The organism is Reticulibacter mediterranei (assembly GCF_016587455.1).
Genome location: NZ_BNJK01000001.1, coordinates 2,904,445 through 2,925,755 on the forward strand (window position 1 = coordinate 2,904,445; position 21,311 = coordinate 2,925,755).

The 21,311-nt window shown below is 53.5% G+C and carries 18 protein-coding genes and 2 pseudogenes; 12 read left to right on the top strand and 8 right to left on the bottom strand.

Going from position 1 to position 21,311, the window contains the following annotated elements:
* Nucleotides 1-62 precede the first annotated feature (62 nt).
* The 6 genes from atpF to K3T83_RS12385 all read left to right on the top strand — a co-directional run bounded on the left by atpF (nucleotide 63) and on the right by K3T83_RS12385 (nucleotide 5,820).
* Nucleotides 63-623, top strand: coding sequence for a F0F1 ATP synthase subunit B (gene atpF / locus K3T83_RS12360; protein WP_220203271.1), 561 nt, complete (start codon nucleotides 63-65; stop codon nucleotides 621-623).
* The gene (gene atpH / locus K3T83_RS12365; RefSeq protein ID WP_220203272.1) at nucleotides 623-1,264 is read left to right on the top strand and encodes an ATP synthase F1 subunit delta; all 642 of its coding nucleotides are present in this window, start codon (nucleotides 623-625) and stop codon (nucleotides 1,262-1,264) included. The genes atpF and atpH overlap by 1 nt, the downstream gene beginning before the upstream one ends.
* A gap of 119 nt (nucleotides 1,265-1,383) precedes the next feature.
* A complete protein-coding gene (atpA, locus tag K3T83_RS12370) occupies nucleotides 1,384-2,946 on the top strand; it encodes a F0F1 ATP synthase subunit alpha (protein ID WP_220203273.1) in 1,563 nt (520 codons plus the stop codon).
* A 20-nt stretch (nucleotides 2,947-2,966) separates the two neighbouring features.
* Complete coding sequence (gene atpG, locus K3T83_RS12375) at nucleotides 2,967-3,857, top strand: ATP synthase F1 subunit gamma (RefSeq protein ID WP_220203274.1); 891 nt, start codon at nucleotides 2,967-2,969, stop codon at nucleotides 3,855-3,857.
* Nucleotides 3,858-3,945: 88 nt separating this feature from the next.
* Complete coding sequence (gene atpD / locus K3T83_RS12380) at nucleotides 3,946-5,364, top strand: F0F1 ATP synthase subunit beta (protein WP_220203275.1); 1,419 nt, start codon at nucleotides 3,946-3,948, stop codon at nucleotides 5,362-5,364.
* 3 nt (nucleotides 5,365-5,367) lie between these two features.
* Nucleotides 5,368-5,820: a F0F1 ATP synthase subunit epsilon gene (locus K3T83_RS12385; protein WP_220203276.1), complete on the top strand. Its 453-nt coding sequence runs from the start codon at nucleotides 5,368-5,370 to the stop codon at nucleotides 5,818-5,820.
* Nucleotides 5,821-5,893: 73 nt separating this feature from the next.
* Here the strand turns inward: K3T83_RS12385 and K3T83_RS12390 are convergent, their stop codons facing one another.
* The 4 genes and pseudogenes from K3T83_RS12390 to K3T83_RS12405 all read right to left on the bottom strand — a co-directional run.
* Nucleotides 5,894-6,883: a hypothetical protein gene (locus K3T83_RS12390; RefSeq protein ID WP_220203277.1), complete on the bottom strand. Its 990-nt coding sequence runs from the start codon at nucleotides 6,881-6,883 to the stop codon at nucleotides 5,894-5,896.
* Between the two features lie 225 nt (nucleotides 6,884-7,108).
* Nucleotides 7,109-7,291 carry a hypothetical protein gene (locus tag K3T83_RS12395; RefSeq protein ID WP_220203278.1) on the bottom strand — a complete coding sequence of 61 codons (183 nt, stop codon included), beginning with the start codon at nucleotides 7,289-7,291 and terminating at the stop codon, nucleotides 7,109-7,111.
* Nucleotides 7,292-7,376: 85 nt separating this feature from the next.
* Nucleotides 7,377-8,276 carry an NAD(P)/FAD-dependent oxidoreductase gene (locus K3T83_RS12400; protein ID WP_220203279.1) on the bottom strand — a complete coding sequence of 300 codons (900 nt, stop codon included), beginning with the start codon at nucleotides 8,274-8,276 and terminating at the stop codon, nucleotides 7,377-7,379.
* 273 nt (nucleotides 8,277-8,549) lie between these two features.
* Nucleotides 8,550-8,872 (bottom strand): annotated as a pseudogene (locus K3T83_RS12405) (Rrf2 family transcriptional regulator); the annotation flags it as partial.
* Nucleotides 8,873-9,033: 161 nt separating this feature from the next.
* Between K3T83_RS12405 and gpmI the strand changes: the two are divergent.
* A pseudogene (gpmI, locus tag K3T83_RS12410) lies at nucleotides 9,034-10,616 on the top strand (2,3-bisphosphoglycerate-independent phosphoglycerate mutase).
* A 341-nt stretch (nucleotides 10,617-10,957) separates the two neighbouring features.
* Entirely contained in the window at nucleotides 10,958-11,569 is a 612-nt protein-coding gene (locus K3T83_RS12415) for a DUF4870 domain-containing protein (RefSeq protein WP_220203280.1), read from the top strand.
* 100 nt (nucleotides 11,570-11,669) lie between these two features.
* Here K3T83_RS12415 and K3T83_RS12420 read toward each other — a convergent pair whose 3' ends face one another.
* From K3T83_RS12420 to K3T83_RS12430, 3 genes are read right to left on the bottom strand one after another with little or no spacing between them, the layout of a single operon-like run.
* On the bottom strand, nucleotides 11,670-12,677 hold the full coding sequence (locus K3T83_RS12420) for a hypothetical protein (protein WP_220203281.1): 1,008 nt from the start codon (nucleotides 12,675-12,677) through the stop codon (nucleotides 11,670-11,672).
* A 20-nt stretch (nucleotides 12,678-12,697) separates the two neighbouring features.
* The gene (locus K3T83_RS12425; RefSeq protein ID WP_220203282.1) at nucleotides 12,698-14,593 is read right to left on the bottom strand and encodes a glutamate mutase L; all 1,896 of its coding nucleotides are present in this window, start codon (nucleotides 14,591-14,593) and stop codon (nucleotides 12,698-12,700) included.
* Between the two features lie 27 nt (nucleotides 14,594-14,620).
* Nucleotides 14,621-16,447 (bottom strand): zinc ribbon domain-containing protein, encoded by a 1,827-nt coding sequence (locus tag K3T83_RS12430; protein ID WP_220203283.1) that lies wholly within the window; start codon nucleotides 16,445-16,447, stop codon nucleotides 14,621-14,623.
* 157 nt (nucleotides 16,448-16,604) lie between these two features.
* On the opposite strand from K3T83_RS12430, the gene K3T83_RS12435 reads away from it, so the two are divergent.
* From K3T83_RS12435 to K3T83_RS12445, 3 genes are all read left to right on the top strand, one after another.
* A complete protein-coding gene (locus tag K3T83_RS12435; protein WP_220203284.1) occupies nucleotides 16,605-17,069 on the top strand; it encodes a RusA family crossover junction endodeoxyribonuclease in 465 nt (154 codons plus the stop codon).
* 98 nt (nucleotides 17,070-17,167) lie between these two features.
* Nucleotides 17,168-18,064 carry a DUF92 domain-containing protein gene (locus K3T83_RS12440; RefSeq protein WP_220203285.1) on the top strand — a complete coding sequence of 299 codons (897 nt, stop codon included), beginning with the start codon at nucleotides 17,168-17,170 and terminating at the stop codon, nucleotides 18,062-18,064.
* A 2-nt stretch (nucleotides 18,065-18,066) separates the two neighbouring features.
* Nucleotides 18,067-18,546, top strand: coding sequence for a hypothetical protein (locus K3T83_RS12445; RefSeq protein WP_220203286.1), 480 nt, complete (start codon nucleotides 18,067-18,069; stop codon nucleotides 18,544-18,546).
* 135 nt (nucleotides 18,547-18,681) lie between these two features.
* Here K3T83_RS12445 and K3T83_RS12450 read toward each other — a convergent pair whose 3' ends face one another.
* The gene (locus K3T83_RS12450; protein ID WP_220203287.1) at nucleotides 18,682-19,050 is read right to left on the bottom strand and encodes a DUF4870 domain-containing protein; all 369 of its coding nucleotides are present in this window, start codon (nucleotides 19,048-19,050) and stop codon (nucleotides 18,682-18,684) included.
* A gap of 472 nt (nucleotides 19,051-19,522) precedes the next feature.
* Here K3T83_RS12450 and K3T83_RS12455 point away from each other — a divergent pair, with 472 nt between their 5' ends.
* Nucleotides 19,523-21,286 carry a bifunctional lysylphosphatidylglycerol flippase/synthetase MprF gene (locus K3T83_RS12455; RefSeq protein WP_220203288.1) on the top strand — a complete coding sequence of 588 codons (1,764 nt, stop codon included), beginning with the start codon at nucleotides 19,523-19,525 and terminating at the stop codon, nucleotides 21,284-21,286.
* The last annotated feature ends 25 nt before the right edge of the window (nucleotides 21,287-21,311 follow it).

Sequence of the window (21,311 nt, forward strand, 5' to 3'; positions counted from 1 at the left end):
TCACTACAAAGCACAAAACGTACCGAGTAAGTATGAAGTAGATTGCCAGAAGGAGGCGAACCATGCAAGTAGCAGCATTAACGCTCATTCTTGCTGAGGTAGGGGCAGAAGGTGGCGGTGCGCTCGGAGGACTTGGTATCAACGCGGGCTTCTTTATCGCCCAACTTATCAGCTTTGGTGTCGTCTTCGTGCTTCTCTGGAAATGGGGCTTTCCCGCTATCACCGGTATACTTGACAAGCGACAAGCCATTATTCGAGAGGGCATTGAGAACGCAGAACAGGCAAAGCGTGATCTCGCTGACGCCAACGCACGAGCAGAAGAAATTCTTGCCGAGGCACGCCGCCAGTCTCAGGAAACCATTGAGCGTGCCGCCAAAAATGCGCAGCAAGAGGCCAACCGTATCATCGAAGAGGCCAACGCGCGCGCAGAGCAAATCACACAGCAGCACATTGCTCGTATCCATCAGGAGGCCAACCGCGCTCGTACAGAATTGAGCCGTGAGATTGTCAATATCTCCATTGGAGCAGCAGGCAAAGTTATCAGTAAGTCGGTGGACAACCGCGACAACCGCCGCCTGGTTGAAGAGTTTGTAGCTGCATCTGACAAATCGAGGAACAACTAATGTTAAAGGGAGCGATAGCTCGTCGCTACGCCGAAGCAATCTTTGAGTTGGCACGCAAGCAGAGTACGCTTGATCGCACGCTCGAAGACGTGAAAGAGATTGCAGCACTCTTTGCCCATCGCAAGCTTGCTTATCTCTTACGCGAACCCAAAATTTCGGTCAAGCGCAAAGAGACAGCCATACGTCAGGCATTGGCGTCGAGGGTGCTGCCTACGTCGCTCAACCTGGCACTGTTAATCGTCCAGCGCGAACTGGTTGATTACATGCAGAACATTGCGACCGAACTCGAAAATCTGGTTCTGGACTATCGCAACCAGGCGGTAGCGGAAGTCATTACCGCCGCGCCCCTGGACGAGAAGCAGCAAGCCCTTGTAAAGAAGGCGTTGGAACGTAGCACTGGCAAAAATATTGTGATGCAGACCAGGGTTGATCCCAGCATTCTAGGTGGGATCGTGGCCCGTGTCGGCGATCAGGTAATTGATAGTAGCGTTCGTTACCGATTGGCCGCATTGCAACAAAACCTGCTGACGAAAGTTTCCAGCGCAACAACAGATTTTTTTTCTGAAGAGTTGGACGCGTTAAGTAACAACGGCTACACTGCCGCGAGTGATGTGACGCAACCGACGCAAGCTCAGGTGTAAACACACTCCTACGATCAATGTAAGCAAAGTCAAAAGTACGCAGGGTAGTAGTACGTAAACAACCAAAAACGCATAATAAATCAGGCTTATTATAAATAGGAACAACCAGGAGGAACACGATGGCATCTTGGGCTGACGAAATCAGTGCCATCATAGAGAAAAACATCGCAGGCTTTGACGCCGGTACATCGACCGCCAGTGTCGGCACCGTGATTGCGGTGCAGGACGGTATCGCTCGCGTCTATGGCTTGCAGGATGTGAAATATCTTGAGTTGGTAGAATTCCCCCGCACAGGACTGTATGGCCTGGCCTTCAACCTCGAAGAAGAGACGGTCAGTTGCCCGATCCTGGGTGAGTATACACAGATCCGTGAAGATGACGAAGTGCGCACGACCGGTCGTATCATTCAAGTGCCGGTTGGTGATGCACTGCTCGGGCGCGTGGTCAACCCGCTGGGACAGCCACTCGACGATCGCGGTCCTATTGTCACCGACAAGTATCGCCCGGTCGAACGTGTGGCTCCCGGTGTGATTACGCGTCAAGGCGTCAATACTCCCGTGCAGACAGGTATCAAAGCAATTGACGCCATTATCCCCATTGGTCGCGGTCAGCGCGAACTGATCATTGGCGACCGCCAGACTGGTAAGACCGCCATCGCAATTGATACGATCATCAACCAGAAGGGGAAAAATCTCCTCTGTATCTACGTCGCCATTGGTCAGAAGAACTCATCGGTCGCACGTACACAGTCCATCCTGGAGCAGTACGGCGCGATGGAATATACAACGATCGTGGTTGCTGGTGCCTCTGAACCCGCTCCTCTGAAATATCTTGCTCCCTACGCCGGTTGTGCGATGGGCGAGGAGTTCATGGAGTCCGGTCGCGATGCCCTGATCATTTACGACGATCTGACCAAGCACGCGGAAGCATATCGCAACATGTCGCTGATCATCCGTCGTCCTCCGGGACGCGAGGCCTATCCTGGCGACGTGTTCTACCTGCACTCCCGCCTGCTGGAACGCGCCGCACGCTTGAGCAAAGATTACGGTGGTGGTTCTCTCACAGCACTGCCAATCATTGAGACGAAGGCAAACGACATCTCGGCCTACATTCCTACGAACGTCATTTCGATCACCGATGGACAGATCTTCCTGGAAACTGACCTCTTCAACTCTGGTCAGCGCCCCGCACTGAACGTTGGTGCTTCGGTCTCGCGCGTAGGTAGTACCGCACAGACCGCCGCAATGAAACAGGTGGCGAGCCGCTTGAAACTGGACCTGTCTCAGTTCCGCGATCTTCAGGCTTTTGCACAGTTCGCGTCCGACCTGGATAAAGCCACCAAGAGCACCATTGATCGTGGTCTGCGCTTGAACGAGATTCTGAAGCAGCCGCAGTATAGCCCGATCCCAGTTGAGAAGCAGGTCATGATCATCTACGCAGCCACTAATGGCTATCTGGATGATGTGCCGCAGGCGCTTGTCACCGATTGGGAGAGCGGTTTCTATCGTTATATGGATGCCAACTATTCGGAGATCGGCCAGGAGATCATCGAGAAATCGGTCAACGCGAAGAATAAGATGAGCCCTGAGCTGCTCAAGAAGCTTGGCAATGCAATTGATGAGTACAAAAAGACGGCAGCACCACGCGAGACATCAGCAGTAGCAGCCGCAGCTAAATCTTAAATGCGCTAGGAGGCAACACTATGCCATCAACCCGTGAAATTCGGCGGCGCATGAGATCAATCAAAAACATGGCTCAAATCACCAGAGCGATGCAAATGGTGGCGAGCAGCAAGATGCGCAGAGCACAGGAGCGGGTGCAAGAATCCCGTCCCTACTCTGATCAGCTTCGCGGACTCGTCTCCCGCCTCGCTCGGGTTGCGAGTGAGGACGTTGGTGATGAGGCCGAGTTGTTGCGGCGACGACCAGTACGTAACGTTGGATACTTACTGGTAACGCCAGATCGTGGTCTGAGTGGTGCGCTGCCCAGCAATATCAATCGTAAAGCGGCGTCCAGCGCGTTAGAGCGAAGCAACGAACTGGCGGAAGGTGGACAACGTCCGGGCATGCACTATATCGCGGTGGGCCGCAAAGGTCGCGACTTTGTCATCCGCTCTCAGCAACAACTGATTGCGGAGTTCACCAACTTCGGTGATCGCCCATCGATGAACGATGCCAGCGCCATTGCGCAGGTAGCGATGGATGCATTCCTGAAAGAAGATGTTGATGTGGTCTATCTGGTGTATCCTAAATTCGTCAACACTGTAACGCAGACACCAATTGTGACCCAGCTTCTCCCGGTGGAGCCGCCATCCGATCAGGAAGATCAGCAGGAAGCGGTCGAGTATATCTACGAACCAAATCCGCAAGAGATCTTCCATGCCCTGCTCCCGCGTTACGTCGATGTACAGGTATATCAGGCGCTACTGGAAACCGTTGCGAGCTTTTATTCTGCACAGATGGTCGCCATGAAGAACGCCACCGATAGCGCCAATGATCTGCTGCAAGATCTGACCCTGACCTATAACAAAGCACGTCAGGCCTCGATCACGACGCAGATTCTTGAGGTCGTGGCAGGCTCAGAAGGACAATAAACACACTGTAGAAGCAATTGCATTGTATCTCAGAAGCATGCTGTAGCAGCAATTGCAATGTTGTCTCTACAATGGAGAGATAAAACATATGACAACACAAGTACGTGCGACCGGCAAGGTCGTACAAATCCTGGGGGCCGTTGTAGACGTTGAGTTTCCCCCGGATCAGCTACCAGAAATTTATAACGAACTGCTGGTGCGCCCCGAAGGTGCAGAGCAAGATCTCGCGCTAGAGGTTGAGCAGCATCTTGGCAACAACTGGGTCCGCTGCGTGGCTATGGGTCCGACCGATGGCTTGCAGCGCGACGTTGAGGTCCGCGATACCGGTGCGCCTATCTCGGTTCCTGTTGGCCCCAAAACGCTAGGTCGCATCTTTAACGTCCTCGGCGTGGCTGTGGACAACAAAGAGCAAGTTGAGGATGCTCCTCGCTATCCTATTCACCGCGAGGCTCCCACGCTGGAAGATCAGGCATCCAATGTCGAGGTCTTCGAGACCGGCATTAAGGTCATGGACCTGATCTGCCCCTTCATGAAAGGCGGTAAGATCGGTGCCTTCGGTGGCGCTGGCGTGGGCAAGACCGTGATCATTCAGGAATTGATCAACAATATCGCGAAAGGTCACGGCGGCTATAGCGTCTTCGCAGGCGTGGGCGAGCGCACCCGCGAAGGGAACGACCTCTACCACGAAATGCAAGAAGCCAACGTGATCGACCGTCTGGCGATGGTCTTCGGTCAGATGAACGAGCCTCCCGGTTCCCGTCTGCGCGTAGCCCTGAGCGGTCTGGCGATTGCAGAATACTTCCGCGACGAAGAGGGCAAAGATGTGCTGCTCTTCATCGACAACATCTTCCGCTTCACCCAGGCCGGTGCTGAGGTGTCGGCGCTGCTCGGTCGTATGCCTTCCGCTGTGGGTTATCAGCCAAATCTGGCGGAAGAAATGGGCGAATTGCAGGAGCGCATCACTTCGACCAAGAAGGGATCAATCACCTCGATGCAGGCCGTGTACGTGCCCGCTGACGACTACACTGATCCGGCTCCGGCAACGACGTTTGCGCACCTCGACTCAACCATCGTGTTGGAGCGCTCGATTGCAGAGAAAGGTATCTATCCCGCCGTCGATCCTCTGGCCTCAACCAGCCGTATCCTTGATCCGCTGGTCGTCGGTCAGGAGCATTACGACGTGGCACGCGGTGTCCAGAGAGTGCTTCAGCGCTACAAAGACCTGCAAGATATCATCTCGATCCTGGGTGTTGATGAGTTGTCCGATGACGACAAGCTGACCGTTGCTCGCGCACGTAAGCTGGAGCGCTTCTTCTCGCAGCCATTCACAGTTGCAGAGGCGTTCACCGGTATCGAAGGGCGCTATGTGCCTCTGAAAGAGACGGTACGCAGCTTTAAGGAGCTTCTCGAAGGCAAATATGACCACATCCCTGAGAGCCACTTCATTTTGAAGGGCGGCATCGAGGATGTCATTAAATCCTACGAGGAAGAGCAGAAGAAAGGCTAAGTCATGGCGTCACGCAATACGCTGCATGTCGAGGTAGTGACGGCCGAACGCGAACTCTACAACGGCGAAGCTGACATGGTGAGTGCGCCTGGTGCGGAAGGGCGTCTGGGCATTTTGCCCAGGCACGCCGCGCTCCTGACCTTTCTGACGCCCGGAGAACTGCGTATCACCTTGCGCGACGCCGAGGAGCCGCTGTTCGTTTCTGGTGGCTTCCTGGAAGTGTTGAATAACAACGTCACGGTGCTGGCCGATACCGCAGAGCATGCCGAAGAGATCGACCAGGCTCGCGCAGAGGAGGCCCGCCGTCGCGCTCAAGAGCGGCTAACACAGGCTCAATCAGATGTCGAGCGTGCGGAACTTCAGGGGGCACTGGAGCGTGCAGTCACTCGCTTGCGAGTGTCAGAGTTGGCTCGTCGCCGCAGCCGCCGTCGCATCGAGATGCCCACTCAGCAGTAACCTCGCACATACCTCATAAAGAAAGACCCCGACGAAATCGCCGGGGTCTTTGCTTACCTCTCATCAGTGATGACTAGAAGTCACTGCCACCACCACCACCACCACTATCGCCGCCACCACCGAAGTCAGAGCCGCCGCCTCCACCAAAGTCTCCGCCACCGCTATTATCGCCAAAATCGGCGCTGCCACCTCCACCAAAGTCTCCACCTCCACCAAAGTTACCACCCTGATCACCTCTATTCTCGTTCTCGCCCGCGTTTTTGCCCAGTTCATAGCCCAGGAAACCACCAGCGGCGGCACCCAGACCACCAGCGGCCCAGGGGTTCATGCCCTGCTGCTGATTGGGTGGATAGCCCTGATTATAGCCGCCATAGGGAGGCTGACCATATTGTGGGCCATATGGCTGGTTATACGGGGGTGGAGGAGGTGGTGGCGTACCACGACGATTGAAGAAGCCGCCGCCACCGCCACCACGACGGCGACGGAAGACGAAGAACAGGATACCAAGCAAGACCAGCAGGCCAACACAACACCACAGGCCGCCAAAGCCTGAAGTAGCGCCACCAGTGCCTGGGAACCCGCCACCACTGTTGCTACGCGAATTCAATGCGTTACGCAGCGAACCAATGGCCGCAATAGTTGCTCCGCTGTACCCCTGGCTCTTAAAGTTGCTGGCAAAGGTGCTGGCAGCATTACTATAATCGCTGCTCGTCAGAGGAACGCTTTTGCCACCAGTAATGCGAATATGCTGGTGCCCTGGCGTAGTATTAATCGCGATCACAATCAAATTGTTGCTGTTGATCTTGCTATCGGCAGCGTTATCAAATTGCGAACTGGACGCCGTGTAGTTAGTGATCGTATAGATGTCTACCGGGTAGCTGAGCGATTGCGCCTCGCTTTGCACCTGGCTATTCAGCACGCGGGCGTTATCCTGTATATGCACGGTCGCGGCAAAGGCACTGACAGTCGTTGCCAACATCAAAGCAACAACAACAAGCAGCGCCCCCAGCCCCTTCCCGAGCCTCCTCACTGGAAGAAATGAACCAGTGTCAGCACTATTCATAATAATGCACTATTCCCTTCTTCAAAACTTTGCTTGTAGACGCACAACAACAACAAGATAATGACACCTCCACCTCCCCATACAAATATACGTCTACCAGGAGAGAAGATCAAATCTTCCTGGTCACGCGCCATAACTATCTACTATACGCGCAACCAGACAGGTTTGTTCCATGTGCAACAGGGTAATCTATAGCTGTCCACTTGCTTCATTCAGAAAGCAGGCTTACGGATGCTGAGGCGCTCTCGTGCGCCCTTTGTGGTGTGTCTCGTCATGCTCTGTTCTCGCGACACCCCGGAACTCGGTTGCCCGCCTCCGTCCCGAACGCGAGAAGCCAATTGCCACGATGACCAGACAGATCACAAGCAGCACGGCGACCAGTATATATATGTACCATAGCGACATCATAAACGTCTCCTCTTCCAGTAATCCTTTGTGTACTGTCTCTTCGGAACACGAACAAAACATCGTTATAGATACACTTCACGCTCTATTACAGAAACTCGCCCTCGATTAAATCCATATTGATGGCAGCCGCTGCCTTGTTTCCTTCGGCTGCCGCTATAATAAGCTGGGCAAAAGGAGTCACAGTATCGCCAGCCGCATAGATACCCTTGACCGTCGTTCGGGCCAGAGCGTCGGTGACGAGGCGGCCCTGTGCATTGATTTCACAGCCAAGATCGGCACCCAGCGAAGATGACTGCACAGGCCATCCACCAACAAAGCCGCCTGTGCGTACACTTTCCCCTTGCGAAGCAAAGACGACCTTCTCCAACATACCGTTTTCGCCAACCAGGGCCGCGATTTTGTCTTCCACTACCTGAATTTTATTGCGTTGGAGGCTCTCTTTCTCTTCAGCACTGAGAAGAGCACGACCGTTTGTGCAGACTAGCAGGTCACGACTCCAATTCCAGGCCACTTTTGCCACATGAAATGGAGACATGCTATCGGAGATGATGATGAGCGGCTGATCTCTCCGTTCCCAGCCATCACAATAGGGGCAACCAAACAAGCTTTTGCCATAATAGTCGTGAATGCCCTCTATCTCAGGAAGCACATCTTTAAGGCCCGTCGCAAGCAGGATCGCCTTTGCCTGAAAACGCTCACCATCTCCGGTTGCCACCTCAAAATACGCATCGTGCTTGCTGGCCTCGACAACGCGCGCCTGACGGGTCTCAACCGAGGGATAGCGCGTGATTTCTCGATAAGCGATGGCTCTGAATTCGCCAGGTTCCACGCCATCGCGCGTCAGGAATCCGTGCGACTCATGCGTCACAGCATTTCTTGGTTTGCCCTCGTCCAACAACAACACGTTTCTCTTCGCTCTGCCCAGCACAAGCGCGGCGCTTAAACCAGCTGGACCACCACCGATAATGGCACAATCAAACAACATAGGTCACTATCCTTTCTGTAATTATGTAGTTCGTAGTCTCGCGATTTATCGCGATGGAACGGCTTCACAGGTGATTTGAGCTATCGCGATAAATCGCGAGACTACGAACTACAGTTATCTCAATTAGAGATATTATAGATTGATATAGTCTGTAATTGGGCGAAATTTTTTTGCGCTTGCCTATAAACGAGCAGCCATTGGCGCAAATCGTCCAACCAGCTCAATGAGTTTGCGCTTCTCCAGGTACTCCTCCATGTATCGTTCAGCATCGGTCATCACGCCCTGAATCAGACAAGCCTGATGGTCGTGCTCGGAACTGCTGCAATGAAACAGGGATGCCGTCCCTTCAATGGCATGAATGACCTCAAGAAACGAGAGTTGATCCCTGTTCCTGATAAGCCGATACCCCCATTCACACCAGGGGCAGACTCGATCAGACCAGCCTTGACCAGCCGGGTCAGAATCTTGGAAAGATAGGTTGGAGAGATTTTTTGCAGCTCTGCCAGTTGTTGCACTCCAATCGTCTTGCCAGGAGGCGAAGCCACAAAATACAACATGGTGTGCAGGGCATAATTGGTCGCGGCCGAATATTTCATGACTCTCTCCTTTCAATTACAGACTTCATGAGTCTATGATATGACAATCACAACACAATGTCAAGCGATAAACATTCCTCTCCCCTTCATGTCCTCAGCATGTTACAATAGAGACACAAAAGCCGTGTGAAAAAATGAAAAACCTGGAGTACACGTTTGAGATGAGTACAACATCTTCGGGGCGTCCGCGCCCTTTTGTTTTGATTATTATGGATGGCTGGGGAGTCAACCCTCGCTCAGAGGGAAACGCGATTGCGCTCGCCCGCACGCCCAACATCGATAAAATCGCACGAGATTGGCCACATACCGCTGTCAAAACCTCCGGTCTGGCTGTTGGCCTGCCAGAAGGACAAATGGGCAACTCTGAGGTTGGACACCAGAATATCGGCGCTGGCAAGCGCGTCTTGCAGGACTATACACGCGTCAGCGAGGCGATTCGCGATGGCAGCTTCTTCCAGAACCCCGCCTTTCTCAAAGCCATTGAGCACGTCAAGAAGAACAATTCCCAACTGCATATTTGCGGGCTGCTCGGCAATGGCGGCGTCCACGCTCACGAGTCACATCTAGAGGCTCTGTTGCGCCTCGCTCAGCAGCACGATGTGGAGCGTGTCTATATCCACGCCTTCACCGATGGACGAGATAGCTCACCAACGGGCGGCATCGAGTTTATGAAGCGCTTGCAGGCACGAGCGCAGGAAATTGGTGGCGTGCATGCCGCTAAAGTTGCAACTGTCAGTGGACGCTATTATGCGATGGACCGCGACAATCGCTGGGATCGCACGGGTAGCACCTATTTCGCCATGACGCGGGGAGAGGGCGAGTATGCCGATTCCGCACTGGCCGCGATCCAGCAATCCTACGATAAGAACGTAACTGACGAGTTTATTCTCCCAACCGTCATCATGGAGAACAACCAGCCAGTAGCGGTGGTCAAAGAGGGCGACGCCGTAATCCATTACAACTTCCGGCCCGACCGCGCCCGTCAGTTGACCAAAGCCTTCGTCCTGAAAGAGTTGCCCCCGCAGGCTGAAGGCAAGTTTAATCGTGGTCCACGCCTGAAAGATCTGGCCTACGTTATGATGACGGAATACGAGCCGGGATTGGATGCAGAAACCGCGTACCGTGCCGATGAAGTCGATATGCCGCTCGCTCGCGTCATCTCAGAGCATGGCCTGCGCCAGTTCCACACCGCCGAGACGGAGAAATACGCGCACGTGACCTATTTTATCAATGGTCGCCGTGAGACGCCGTTCCCCGGCGAGGACCGCGATCTGGTGCCATCGCCCAAAGTGCCTACCTATGATCTGCAACCGGAGATGAGCGCGGCAGGCGTCACCAACACAGCCGTAGAGCACATTCGCAGCGGCGAATACGATTTCGTCGTGATGAACTACGCAAACGCCGATATGGTCGGTCATACTGGTGTGCTGGATGCCGCGATCAAAGCAGTGGAGGCTGTTGATACCGGCGTGGGCAAAGTCGTTGAGGCAACGCTGGCGGTGGGCGGAGGATTGCTAATCACTGCCGATCATGGCAACGCCGAACAGCTGGTCGAGTACGATACTGGCAAGCCCTTCACGGCCCATACCACCAATCCGGTTCCTCTGTATCTCATCACCCCAAACTGGCTCAGGCACGGCTCCGCACTGACGGTATTCTTGCGGACGTTGCCCCCACCATCTTGCAGGTGATGGGCATTCAGCAACCCAAAGATATGAGCGGAAAGTCGCTCCTGCTACCGTAATCGCATCCGGGTGCAATCCCGACATTTGCCGGGTAACACCGAATATGGGAGGACCAGCCATAGCCCCTCCCATATTCGACGCGTTTTCTGCCCAATAGCCGAAAGGGAGAGAAGACAATCCTAAAAAGATCTTCTCCTCGCTCAATACATAAAAATCTGCTGCTCAGCGTGGAGACTCCAACTGATAAGCCCCTTCTTTCGTAGATTCTCTGGAATCGCACTCGCTATGACTTTTCAAAAGCTGCCTGATTATGTAGACTAGATAGTGCCAGATCGTTTATTGGAATCATCATTTAGCGCAATACACACAAAAACTCACAATAAAAGGATGCGTGCACATTATGGAACAACGACCAGAATCCGATCAAAATCCGTATGGAGAGTATCGAGGACAGCCACCGCAGCAGCCCTCCACGCCTTATGGCGCAGACGAGATGCCACAAAGCACCTATCCACATGATGGTCCAGGCTCCTCATCGGCATACGATCCCTATGGCTCGACCAACCAACAGCAACAGTACGGCCAGCAGCAACAACAAAATCAATATGGACAGCAGCAACAACAATATCAGTATCAATATCAGGCCCCGTTTTTCGGACAACCGGGAGATGTTGGTCCATTAGAAAGGACATCGCTGGGACTGAAAGCTCGTACAGCTGGCGTGTTGAGCTACCTTGCGACCTGGATTACTGGGATCATCTTTATCCTGATTGAGCGCGAGAACCGCTTCGTGCGGTTCCATGCGATGCAATCCATCCTCTTCTTTGGTGGCCTCAGCATCATCGAATGGATCGTTGGCAACGTCTACATCCTCCATCCGCTTTCCTGGGGATTGGGCATCGTTCAATTTGTGTGCTGGATTTTCTTGATGGTCAAGGCAGGGCAGGGAAAATACTACAAGCTGCCACTCGTTGGAGATTATGCCGAGCGCTTCGCCAATCAGTTCAAATAGTAAAAGCAAAGAAAACAGGTAAAAAGAGAAATACAAAAAAGTTATCCACATATTTTAAGTTAAATATGTGGATAACTTTTGGGAATTGTGGATAACCAGCTCATCCGATGCGCTCAATGAGCGACAGTGGCAAAACAAGCAATTTCTCATCTTCCAGCTTAATACGAGCAGCACGCGCACGCACACCGGAAGAGAATATCTGCTGATAGGTAAACAGATGATCGATAGTCCCGACAGCGCCTTCATGCTCACCGCCGCATACGCGCACCTGAGCGCCGGGCACCAGGGTCATCTCTGATTTGACGGGATGCCAGTTTTGCTGCACCTCTTTCGTAGACAGCGAGATAACCAGGTCGGGCTGGATATGCTGGCGCAGAGAAGTCACACCCGAGAGCAGCACCACCGAGCCTTGATGCTGACTGAGCAGGTTCGTGATCCGCGCAGGCATCGCAATCGAGCCAAGCCCTTCTGTTATTAACAACGTCATCGGCGGCAAATGCGCCTGGGTTTGCTCAATATTCTCGCTATCCAGCAGTTGGACCAGATCGGTCTGTAAAAACCCTTCCAGATCGCGCAACTCAATGCTGCTCGCGACCAGCCCGGCGATACCCGAACTGATAGCAAGCCGCAGCATAGTGAGACTGAGCGGCCCCGGCACCACGAGAATAGCGCCAGGAGGAATAGCTTGAGTCCCCGGAGAAGAATTGCCGGGTTGCCACATCGTCAGGATACCCGCGACCTGATTTCCGGCACCGATAGCCCCTTTGATGACGGCGGCCTGGCTTTCGATCACAACCCCACCGCGACGCGTTATGTCAACGACGTGTCCCCGCAGCCCTGCCGGGATCGTTTCGCCTTCACCCGTTGCGTTCAGGCCATCGCGTACAGCTTTAATATCAATTTTTCCAGCAACAGGCGACGAAAGCCGCTGTTCCACCAGAGCGGCTTCAGCGACTTTTTCCTGTTGTTCGATACGTAATACTGGTTGATCAGGCAAAACGTCCTGGCCTGGATAGACCAGCGGCACACACTTACGATGACCGCCCGGCCAGCGTTCCCTTCTCACCAGAGTTTGCCCAAGAACAGACCATCCCAGAGGACCGGTCATGACAGGCACCTCCCGCGTGTCTATGCTCCTAGCACTTGCGCCCACTGGAGCAGACGAGCCTGGCGCTCTGTGTCATCGGAGGGTAACACCAGAGGCCGCCCACGAGCATCAATAATCAACCCCACCAATCCTCCATCGATCTCCTCGGCAGCGCGAGCGCGCTCACCAGGGCCAAGTCCAACATCGACGCCTGGTGCCGGGAACAATGTTAGCAGAGCTTGCTCATTGAGGCGCAAGGGAACAACTTCAATAGAACCAGCCATTACATCGACTGTAAGCTGTCTTCCATTACTATATTCTACACCCACCCGCACGGCCAACTGGCCCGGTTGCAGATCTCCAAAGGGGATAACACAGGTGCCCAGGCGGTGTGAGACGGCATCATTTTCATTCACCTGCACCGCCGTAATTGGAGCCACGCTCGCAATCGCGCCAATCTGCGCAATGAGCATGGTACGGTCCAACACCATAGAGGTCACGCCACGTGGTTCAAGGGCATCAAGCAACATCATTGCAACCTGCGCATATTTGGGCGCATGAGCCAGAATGCCTCCAGTAGCCAGAATGAGATCGCTATCGAGCCAGCTGGCGCTCTGTTTTTTCGCATCGGCAACCGTAACGATAATGGCCTCGCGCGCGAATGCCTGACCAATTTGTAGCTCTCTCATGCTGGTCGGAATTATTTGAGGATGCATTACACGGTTCAATACATATTGCCGTATCTCATCTTCGCTCACTGTAAACGGCAGCCAGCGAGCAATACGCTGCCAACCCACCTGTTGTAAAATGGCCCCGACACCAGGACCGACGCCGACACCAGAATTGACAGCCGGGATAAATTCGCCCTGCTCGCCAGCCAGCATCACCGTCGTTGTCGCCCCACCAACATCTGCCGCCGTGACATTCATCTTATAATGTTGTGCCAAAAAGCGCACGAGGCTGCTCAATGAGGTAGCAGTAGCTAACGGCTGGGACTCAGACCATGTGCGCAATCGATCATAGCCAGGAATCTGCTGAATGACATTCTTCTCATGCAGCGCGCCCACTGCAACGCTGACGGCTCCCACCTGGGCCTGCGAGGTCAGCGGATCGAGGCGGTTGACCTCGGCAACGCTTTGCAGCATACGCCGAACAGCATCCACATACTGAGGCGCACCAGCATAGATCACCGGATAGGGGCTGACCCCAAGATCCTGCGTTGGAACACCAGCTGAGGCGCTGGCTCCATGCAAAGCACTACGCTCTTTTGAAGCATTGACCAGAAGTTGACAGGCTTCCTGCAAGGGAGTGGGGCCAGCTGGCCCATCAGCCATCCCCACGATCAAGGCAGCATGCGGCTGCAAATCTCGGATGCGAGCGGCCTGTCGTTCCCATTCTTGCGTGACCTGCTCTTGCGTCCACTTTCCGCCGGGGGACGATGGCGAACCAGACATACCAGCGCCAACAGAGGTGGGTGCCTGCGTAGTTGTGGCAACATATGATGGGGATGCGATCGATTGTATCTCAGCATACAGCCCCGAAATAGCCTGCTCGACCAGCTTCTCTAAAGGAGAGTTGACAGCCCCCAGCACAGCAAGGCGCATTGGACCGCCCGCGCTGACGGTAGCGATGAACACATCCACACCATCACCACTCGATTGTTCAGGAGAGATGATACGCCCATCTTCGATAAAGTGACGGCCAGTAATAAATTCGATGACACTGATTGCCTGGATCACGCCCACCGTAATATCGCTTTGAGGAGGCGCGATGGTTGTAGGTGCCTCACCGCGAGCCATCAAACGATACTGGCCTTCCACCAGACCGAACAAAGAAACTTTCGTGGATACGGCCCCACAATCAGCAACAAGCAGCGAACTTGCTGTTGCATGGAGAGCCGTTCCCTGTTCTCCCCCTGAGTTGGGTTGTGTATACATCTCCGGTACTCTTCTCCTCTGCTGCTATTAGCGGAAGAACCACTCGCGGATCGAATTAAACAATCCCCGCTTGGCTTGCTTTACGTCTGACTGCCCATCACCGGTCTGCCCCGCAGCAGCATTGGGCACCGGTGGCATCCCTGGCCCACTGGCCGGGATCTGTGGCGATCCCATTGGAGGATTCCCCATTGCATAGGGATTTGGACTATTTTGCATTCCAGGTTGCGCACCACCATATACTCCCAGATACCCCTGAGCCTGTGGCTGATTGCCTGCCGCTGGCTGGGGTGTTCCTGGAACGTTATTGGGGACTGGAGGTCTCACCGGCTGTTGGGGCATGACGCCTCCTGTTGGCGCGCCCGCCATCGATGCGGGCCCGGACAGAGGGGGATATCCCCCTGGTTGCGCTGTCGGCCTCGGCGATGGCTGAGGCTGGGGCGGCGCCGGTGGCATTGACGGTGCGGAAGAAGCCGGGAAATTCGGGGCGGCCGAAGCCACACCCAGCATCGATGCAAACACGTTCGCGGCTAGCTCGCTCTCACCCACCGGTGGATTGATCTCTCCCCGGGGACGACTCGGCACACGCATATTCTCAACGCGTTGCGGTCCTCCTGTATACGTGCCCGGGCGATTCCCTCCTGCTGGCGCCTGCTGACCACTCTCCTTCAACCATGAGGGCAAGGCATCCTGATCAATAAAAGACGCAGCTGAGATACCACTACCGGCTGTGTTTGCAGGTGCGTTATTAGTTGGCGCGGCCCCCTGCCAGGGCATATTCTGCTGTGGAGGAGTACCGGGCATAGGGAATGAGCCACTCTGCCCTCCCTGGATAGGTTGAGCAGGCGCAGAACCTCCCTTTTGCTGCTGACCACTCTCCTTCAACCATGAGGGCAAAGAATCCATATCTAATAGGGATGAAGCAGAGAACCCTGTCTGACCAGGCTGTGCTGGCTGCGTTGGCGCGATGGGGCCGGAATTATTGGGAATAGCACCGGTTTGCGCTCCTCCCTGCGGATTCATCCACGCAGGCAGGGAACTTTGATCAATCAAATCACGGGCCGAAAAGCCCGCTGAAAATCCTGATTGAGCCGCTGGCTGAGCGCTCTGCAACGGCTGAGACGGCGGCGTTGGTGGCACAACCGGGGTAACCGGAGGCGTGACAGGCTGCGACGCAGCATACAAACCAGAAGTGTTCTGAGAAGTATTAGTGGAGCCGGAATAGCCAGAAGGCTGTGGCTGCGCTGATCTGGCAGGAGAAGATGAAGGTGGCTGAAGGTTTTTCATCCAATCAGGCAAGGCATCTGGTTGCACCAGACTCGAAGCGGCAAAATTGCCAGGCGCAGGTGTCTCCGTTGCGCCGCCCGTAGTTGAGCCGCTCTTCCCAGAACCACTCTCTTTCATCCAGTTCGGTAGCGCTTGCTCATCAATCAGCGAGCGAGCAGTAAATCCTTTTGCCGCCAATGTGCTTTCATTCATGCTGGCATTCATATTGGCGTCAGTGTTTGGCCCTGGAAAAGATGCGGGGCGTAAAGCTGCTGGTGCAGGGCTGGGAGGCACAGGTTGATTGCCGCTACTCTGCTCGGGACGCATCCAACCTGGCAGCGATCCTTCTTCGATTAAATCCTTCGCGGAAAAACTCGATGGACTCTTGGCCGGAGCAGGAGGACGCTCACCTACCCGCAACGACTCCAGCCATGCCGGTAGCTCCGCCTGTCCTCCCTGCTCCTGACCACCACCCATCATCCCTTTATTATAGGTAGTATTTTCACCCTTGCTAGAAAGTGGTGCGCCGCATCGCTGACACTGTACAGCCCCAGCCGGTGCTACATTCCCACAGCGGTTACACGTAATCACTTTTGCTCCTCACTTTCGCCTGGCCTCTCGCTCGATAGCAGTGTATCATTCTTTTCCTTGCTTGACAATGACATACCCAACAGGATAAAACACGTTGATATGATACAATACGCACTATATCAATATTCCAAAAGTACTATTTTATCAGGAGATATGTATGCGAGAACAATCACCAGATTCTGGTGGTCAAAACTCATATTGTATAACAACTCCAACTTCAGCGCGTATTGTGTTGACCCTCCCGTTGCCTCCCAGCATCAACGAACAGTATGCAACAGTAAACGGACATCGCGTCACAACCGCCGTTGCGCGTCGTTTCAAGCGACAGGTGCAATCAACGCTCCGTTCCCTTGCCGTTCCTGATGAGTTGCTAGGCCGCCTGCGACAGAATTACCTGGCGCTGTTCCTTGACTTCTACTTTACCACGCCACTCAAACGCGACCTCGATGGAGGTCTCAAGATTACCCAGGACGCACTCTGCGAAGGGTTGGGATTAAATGACAACCGGGTTGTTGATATTCACTTAGTCAAACACATTGATCCATTACATCCCCGTCTCTACGTTGAGTTGGAGGTGATTGCCGACTGGCAATTCGATAAGGAGTACGTTCTTCTCAAATGACGAGAGAGCCTTGCCTCGCTATCAAGCCTTCTTTATGATAGAACTGATAACAATCACGTTCTGTAACAAAATCCGCTCAATTTTTATGAGGTACTAATGTGTTTAGACACTCTCCTGATCGAGAAGAAGAACAAAATCTTTCGCGCAGCTTCTCTGATAAGAGAGGACGTAATTTGTTCTTTGGCCTGTTATTGAGTTCCGGCATAGCAATGCTGGCCTATAAGCGCAGATCGCTCAGCCGTAGCGGCGTGATAGGCGCGACGATAACAGGTACAACAATCTACGGCATGGGAGGATGGCGCTCGGCATTGACAATCGTTTTCTTCTTTGTCTCCTCCAGCCTGCTCTCTCATTTCCGTACACATGACAAAGAAGAGATCGCCGCCGATAAGTTCAGCAAAGGCTCGCAGCGCGATATCGCACAGGTTGCGGCTAATGGTGGCATCGCCGCTCTGCTCGCCCTGGCCTATGGAACCAGCAAGCAACCTGCTATTCAAGCCGCGCTTGAGACCGCTTATGTCGGCGCGCTGGCGACCGCAACAGCCGATACCTGGGCCACCGAGCTTGGCGTCCTCAGCGCTCAGGCTCCACGGCTGATCACCAGTGGCAAAACGACAACTCCCGGCACCTCTGGCGGCGTAACACCATTGGGAACAACTGCCGCTGCCAGTGGTTCTTTAGCGCTGGGACTGTTCTACTGGCTGCTTCAGCCCCATCGCCGCTCGCTACGGCTGTTACCACTTATCGCCCTGTTAAGTGGGATGAGTGGCAGCCTGCTTGATAGTATTTTAGGCGAGAAGGTCCAGGCCATGTACTATTGCCCAACCTGCCAGAAAGAGACAGAGCGCTCTCAGCATAGTTGCGGCACACCAACACGGCCATTGCGGGGTATTTCCTGGCTCAATAACGACGGAGTAAACCTGCTGGCAACGGCAGGTGGAGCGCTCGTAGCCTTTTTACTCCACTTTGTAATGCGAAGAAAATTGGAGGATTGAAGATGCATAGATTGCGCCATCTCATCAGTCCGGGCTGGCGTCCCGGCTCAGCAGCGCTTGCTGGCTTGCTGGCAACGCTGGCCTATAGTGTGGCGATGGAATGGGATAAATATCTGATCGGGAACTACTTCCACGATGTTCGCTTTATCGAAGGTATGCTCCCGACGCAAAGCGAGGAAGAAGAGCGGCGAGGCTGGCTGCTGGCATGGCTGATCCATCTTTTCAACGGCGTGGCACTGGCGGAGGTCTATGCTGCCACCGTCAAACGCTGGCTTCCTGGCCCCGATTGGCTGAAAGGTATTCTGTTTGGCGAGGCATTTATCGCGGGAGCCTGGACACTAACGCCTCTGGCAGATAAATATCACCCTTTGATTAAAAAGGGTGCAATGCCCAAGCTGGCAACGTGGAAGTCGTTTCTGCAAAACCTGCTGCGTCATCTCATTTTTGGTCTCGCGTTGGGACTATTGTATCGCGAAAAGTAGTGCCCGATGAGAAGGAGAAAGATGTAATAGGCCAAAAGTAATAGGGGAAAATGGAAAATATGCGTGCAGAAGAAAGATGAAAAAAGATCTGCACGCATCTCCCTATAAGACCTGATCGCTCAAGCAATGAGCGTGCTAGACAATGTATTGCACCCAACGACTGATAAATGGCAGGCGATAATCTGGTTTCGACCAGGCCATCACCATCAGCCAGCCCCACAGGATGATCCAGGTCCACCACAATATCCTGAGCAACAGCCCCAGACCAAAATCCGTCAGAATATGGAGCAGAGGAATCCACGACAACATCGCTTGCAACATATTCACGCCAAACATCAGCAGGGAGAGCGCACCAAAAGTAATCATGGATTGCGCTGCATGCCAGCGCACATTACGATTTTTCTCGAACCAGAAGAGCAAGATGCCTGACACCCAGAAGAAAAGGTAGGCCAGGACACGTTCCAGGCGCTCATCCAATCCAAGAGTAGTCATTCTATGCATCATTCTGCGCCTCACTTTTCCTCAAACAGGACGCTATCTCCAGGAGATATTCCTGTTGTTATCACTGTACTGACATATATACGGCATGGACCTGAACAGTGTTGCAAGTCAGCGAAACATTTTCAGATAGTTTAGCGTCTAGTTATGTGGACAGAAACGAAAAAGAAATCGAGCGCAAGATACAATGTAACCAGGAAACTCATATCTGATTATGTTTGATCTTGTCATTTCTAGCAAGATTTGCAAAAATATGCGGGAAGAATAGGACATTTGACACAGGCAACGTAAATACCTTCGTCAGTACACTTATCACTATTAACAGAAGAATTGCACGAAATATCAGCTTCATAGCTGAAGGAAAAGGGATCAGTCCGGCCCTGTGACAAACAATCTATGGATCGGGTCTCTACTTATTCACATAATTCGATCCAACAGAACTAGAATGTGAAAGAAATGCAGGAAATTTATGCACATCATGAAAATAGATATAGGTTTTAGCCCTACTCATCCCTTACGACAAAGTATACGCTGGCTTATCGCCTTAATCACCGGCCTGGTTGGTCTAGGTGATATGCTTTCGGCGATTTTTCCTAAACTGCATTGGGGCACGTCACAATATATGTGGCCCATGCTCTCCCGTACCACACGTCTACATGCACAGACTTTGACGGTCGTGGTGGGCTTCTTCCTGATTATGTTGTCATACGGGCTTGTACGCGGCAAACTACATGCCTGGCGCATTACGCTGGTGCTATCGTTGCTCTCGGCAGTTCTTCTGCTTACATCGCGCAACTACACATTTCCAGTGCTGATCGCTACATTGTTCCTGGCACTCCTGCTAGGCATCTTTTCAGCCTTCTTTCAGGCCAAAAGTGATCCTCCCTCGGCCATACGCGGCTATGTCGCGGTGCTGCTGGGGCTGGGAATAGTGATATTCTATGCCATCGGAGGCTTCCTTGTCCTCTACGACGACTTTGAGCCACTGATCGACCGCTTTGGCCTTCAAGGACTCTTAGTACGCGTCCTGCTGCCGACCCATATGCATCTTCCTCACCATCCACCGGCTCTCTTCTTTGGGAAAGCACTGCCTTTCCTCTGTATCAGCGCCGTCCTCTATGGCATGGTTCAGCTCTGTCGTCCCGTCGCCGCTGTCCTTCTGCCAGAGAAAGAAGAGCGCAATAGAGTAACACACATGACTCACCTCCATGGGAACAGCTCCATCTCTTACTTTGCGCTGGGGACCGATAAATCTTACTTCCTCTCTTCATCAGGTAAAGCGGTTCTCAGCTACGTCTTGCAAGGCAGCACAGCGGTCGTCGCGGGCGATCCCATCGGTCCCGAAAGCGAGATGGCCGTTATCATGCAGGAATTTATGGTCTACTGTCAACAACAGGACTGGACGCTGGTATACTGGCAAGTTCGTGCTGAACTTGCTGAGACCTATCGTAAAACCGGCCTCCACCTGCTGAAAATAGGAGAAGATGCTATTATCAATACGGCCTCATTTACATTGAAGGGCGGAGCAATGGCGAATGTACGCACCAGCGCAAAACGAGCAGAAAAAGAGGGCGTACACGTTGTGTTTTACCATGGGCGGGTGACGAATAGCGAACAGCTGGCTCAAATGGAGGAAATTTCACGCTTCTGGTTGGCCTGCAAAGGCGGTTCGGAGATGGGGTTCAGCATGGGATACTTTGATCCGCAGGGAGACCAGGAGCAGATCTATGCCCTTGCCGTCGACGAGCACAATACAGTTCACGCCTTCGTCTCCTTCATACCTATCTATGGCCGTCATGGATGGGGGCTGGATCTAATGCGACGCGCCCAGAAACCGGCTCCCGGCACAATGGAGTTGCTGCTGGCACGCTCGATCGAACATGTGAAAAATCATGGGGCAGCAATGGTGAGCCTGGGACTGGCACCGTTGAGCGATACGAATCAGGAAAGCGAGACATTTCTGGCAAACAGCATCGACTTCCTCTCTACGCGCTTTGGCAATCCAGCGCAAAACCGCTCGTTATACAACTTTAAAAAGAAGTTTCAGCCCACCTGGGAGAGCCGTTATCTGGCCTACTCCGATGCATTAAGCCTGCCAAAGATCGGGCTGGCACTCTACCACGCCCATCAACGCAATACCAGCCTGCTCACCGCTGCCCGTCACTCATTGGCAACCTGGTTCAACAATCATCGCAAGATCAACCACAAGCTAGATGAGTCTGTAGAAGCAGCCAACGCATAACTTACGCAAACAACGAGGGATGATA

Excerpts from the sequence above, each read along its gene's own strand:
- atpF (WP_220203271.1), top strand. The coding sequence starts at position 63 with ATGCAAGTAGCAGCATTAACGCTCATTCTTGCTGAGGTAGGGGCAGAA.
- atpH (WP_220203272.1), top strand. The coding sequence starts at position 623 with ATGTTAAAGGGAGCGATAGCTCGTCGCTACGCCGAAGCAATCTTTGAG.
- atpA (WP_220203273.1), top strand. The coding sequence starts at position 1,384 with ATGGCATCTTGGGCTGACGAAATCAGTGCCATCATAGAGAAAAACATC.
- atpG (WP_220203274.1), top strand. The coding sequence starts at position 2,967 with ATGCCATCAACCCGTGAAATTCGGCGGCGCATGAGATCAATCAAAAAC.
- atpD (WP_220203275.1), top strand. The coding sequence starts at position 3,946 with ATGACAACACAAGTACGTGCGACCGGCAAGGTCGTACAAATCCTGGGG.
- K3T83_RS12385 (WP_220203276.1), top strand. The coding sequence starts at position 5,368 with ATGGCGTCACGCAATACGCTGCATGTCGAGGTAGTGACGGCCGAACGC.
- K3T83_RS12390 (WP_220203277.1), bottom strand. The coding sequence starts at position 6,883 with ATGAATAGTGCTGACACTGGTTCATTTCTTCCAGTGAGGAGGCTCGGG.
- K3T83_RS12395 (WP_220203278.1), bottom strand. The coding sequence starts at position 7,291 with ATGATGTCGCTATGGTACATATATATACTGGTCGCCGTGCTGCTTGTG.
- K3T83_RS12400 (WP_220203279.1), bottom strand. The coding sequence starts at position 8,276 with ATGTTGTTTGATTGTGCCATTATCGGTGGTGGTCCAGCTGGTTTAAGC.
- K3T83_RS12415 (WP_220203280.1), top strand. The coding sequence starts at position 10,958 with ATGGAACAACGACCAGAATCCGATCAAAATCCGTATGGAGAGTATCGA.
- K3T83_RS12420 (WP_220203281.1), bottom strand. The coding sequence starts at position 12,677 with ATGACCGGTCCTCTGGGATGGTCTGTTCTTGGGCAAACTCTGGTGAGA.
- K3T83_RS12425 (WP_220203282.1), bottom strand. The coding sequence starts at position 14,593 with ATGTATACACAACCCAACTCAGGGGGAGAACAGGGAACGGCTCTCCAT.
- K3T83_RS12435 (WP_220203284.1), top strand. The coding sequence starts at position 16,605 with ATGCGAGAACAATCACCAGATTCTGGTGGTCAAAACTCATATTGTATA.
- K3T83_RS12445 (WP_220203286.1), top strand. The coding sequence starts at position 18,067 with ATGCATAGATTGCGCCATCTCATCAGTCCGGGCTGGCGTCCCGGCTCA.
- K3T83_RS12450 (WP_220203287.1), bottom strand. The coding sequence starts at position 19,050 with ATGATGCATAGAATGACTACTCTTGGATTGGATGAGCGCCTGGAACGT.
- K3T83_RS12455 (WP_220203288.1), top strand. The coding sequence starts at position 19,523 with ATGAAAATAGATATAGGTTTTAGCCCTACTCATCCCTTACGACAAAGT.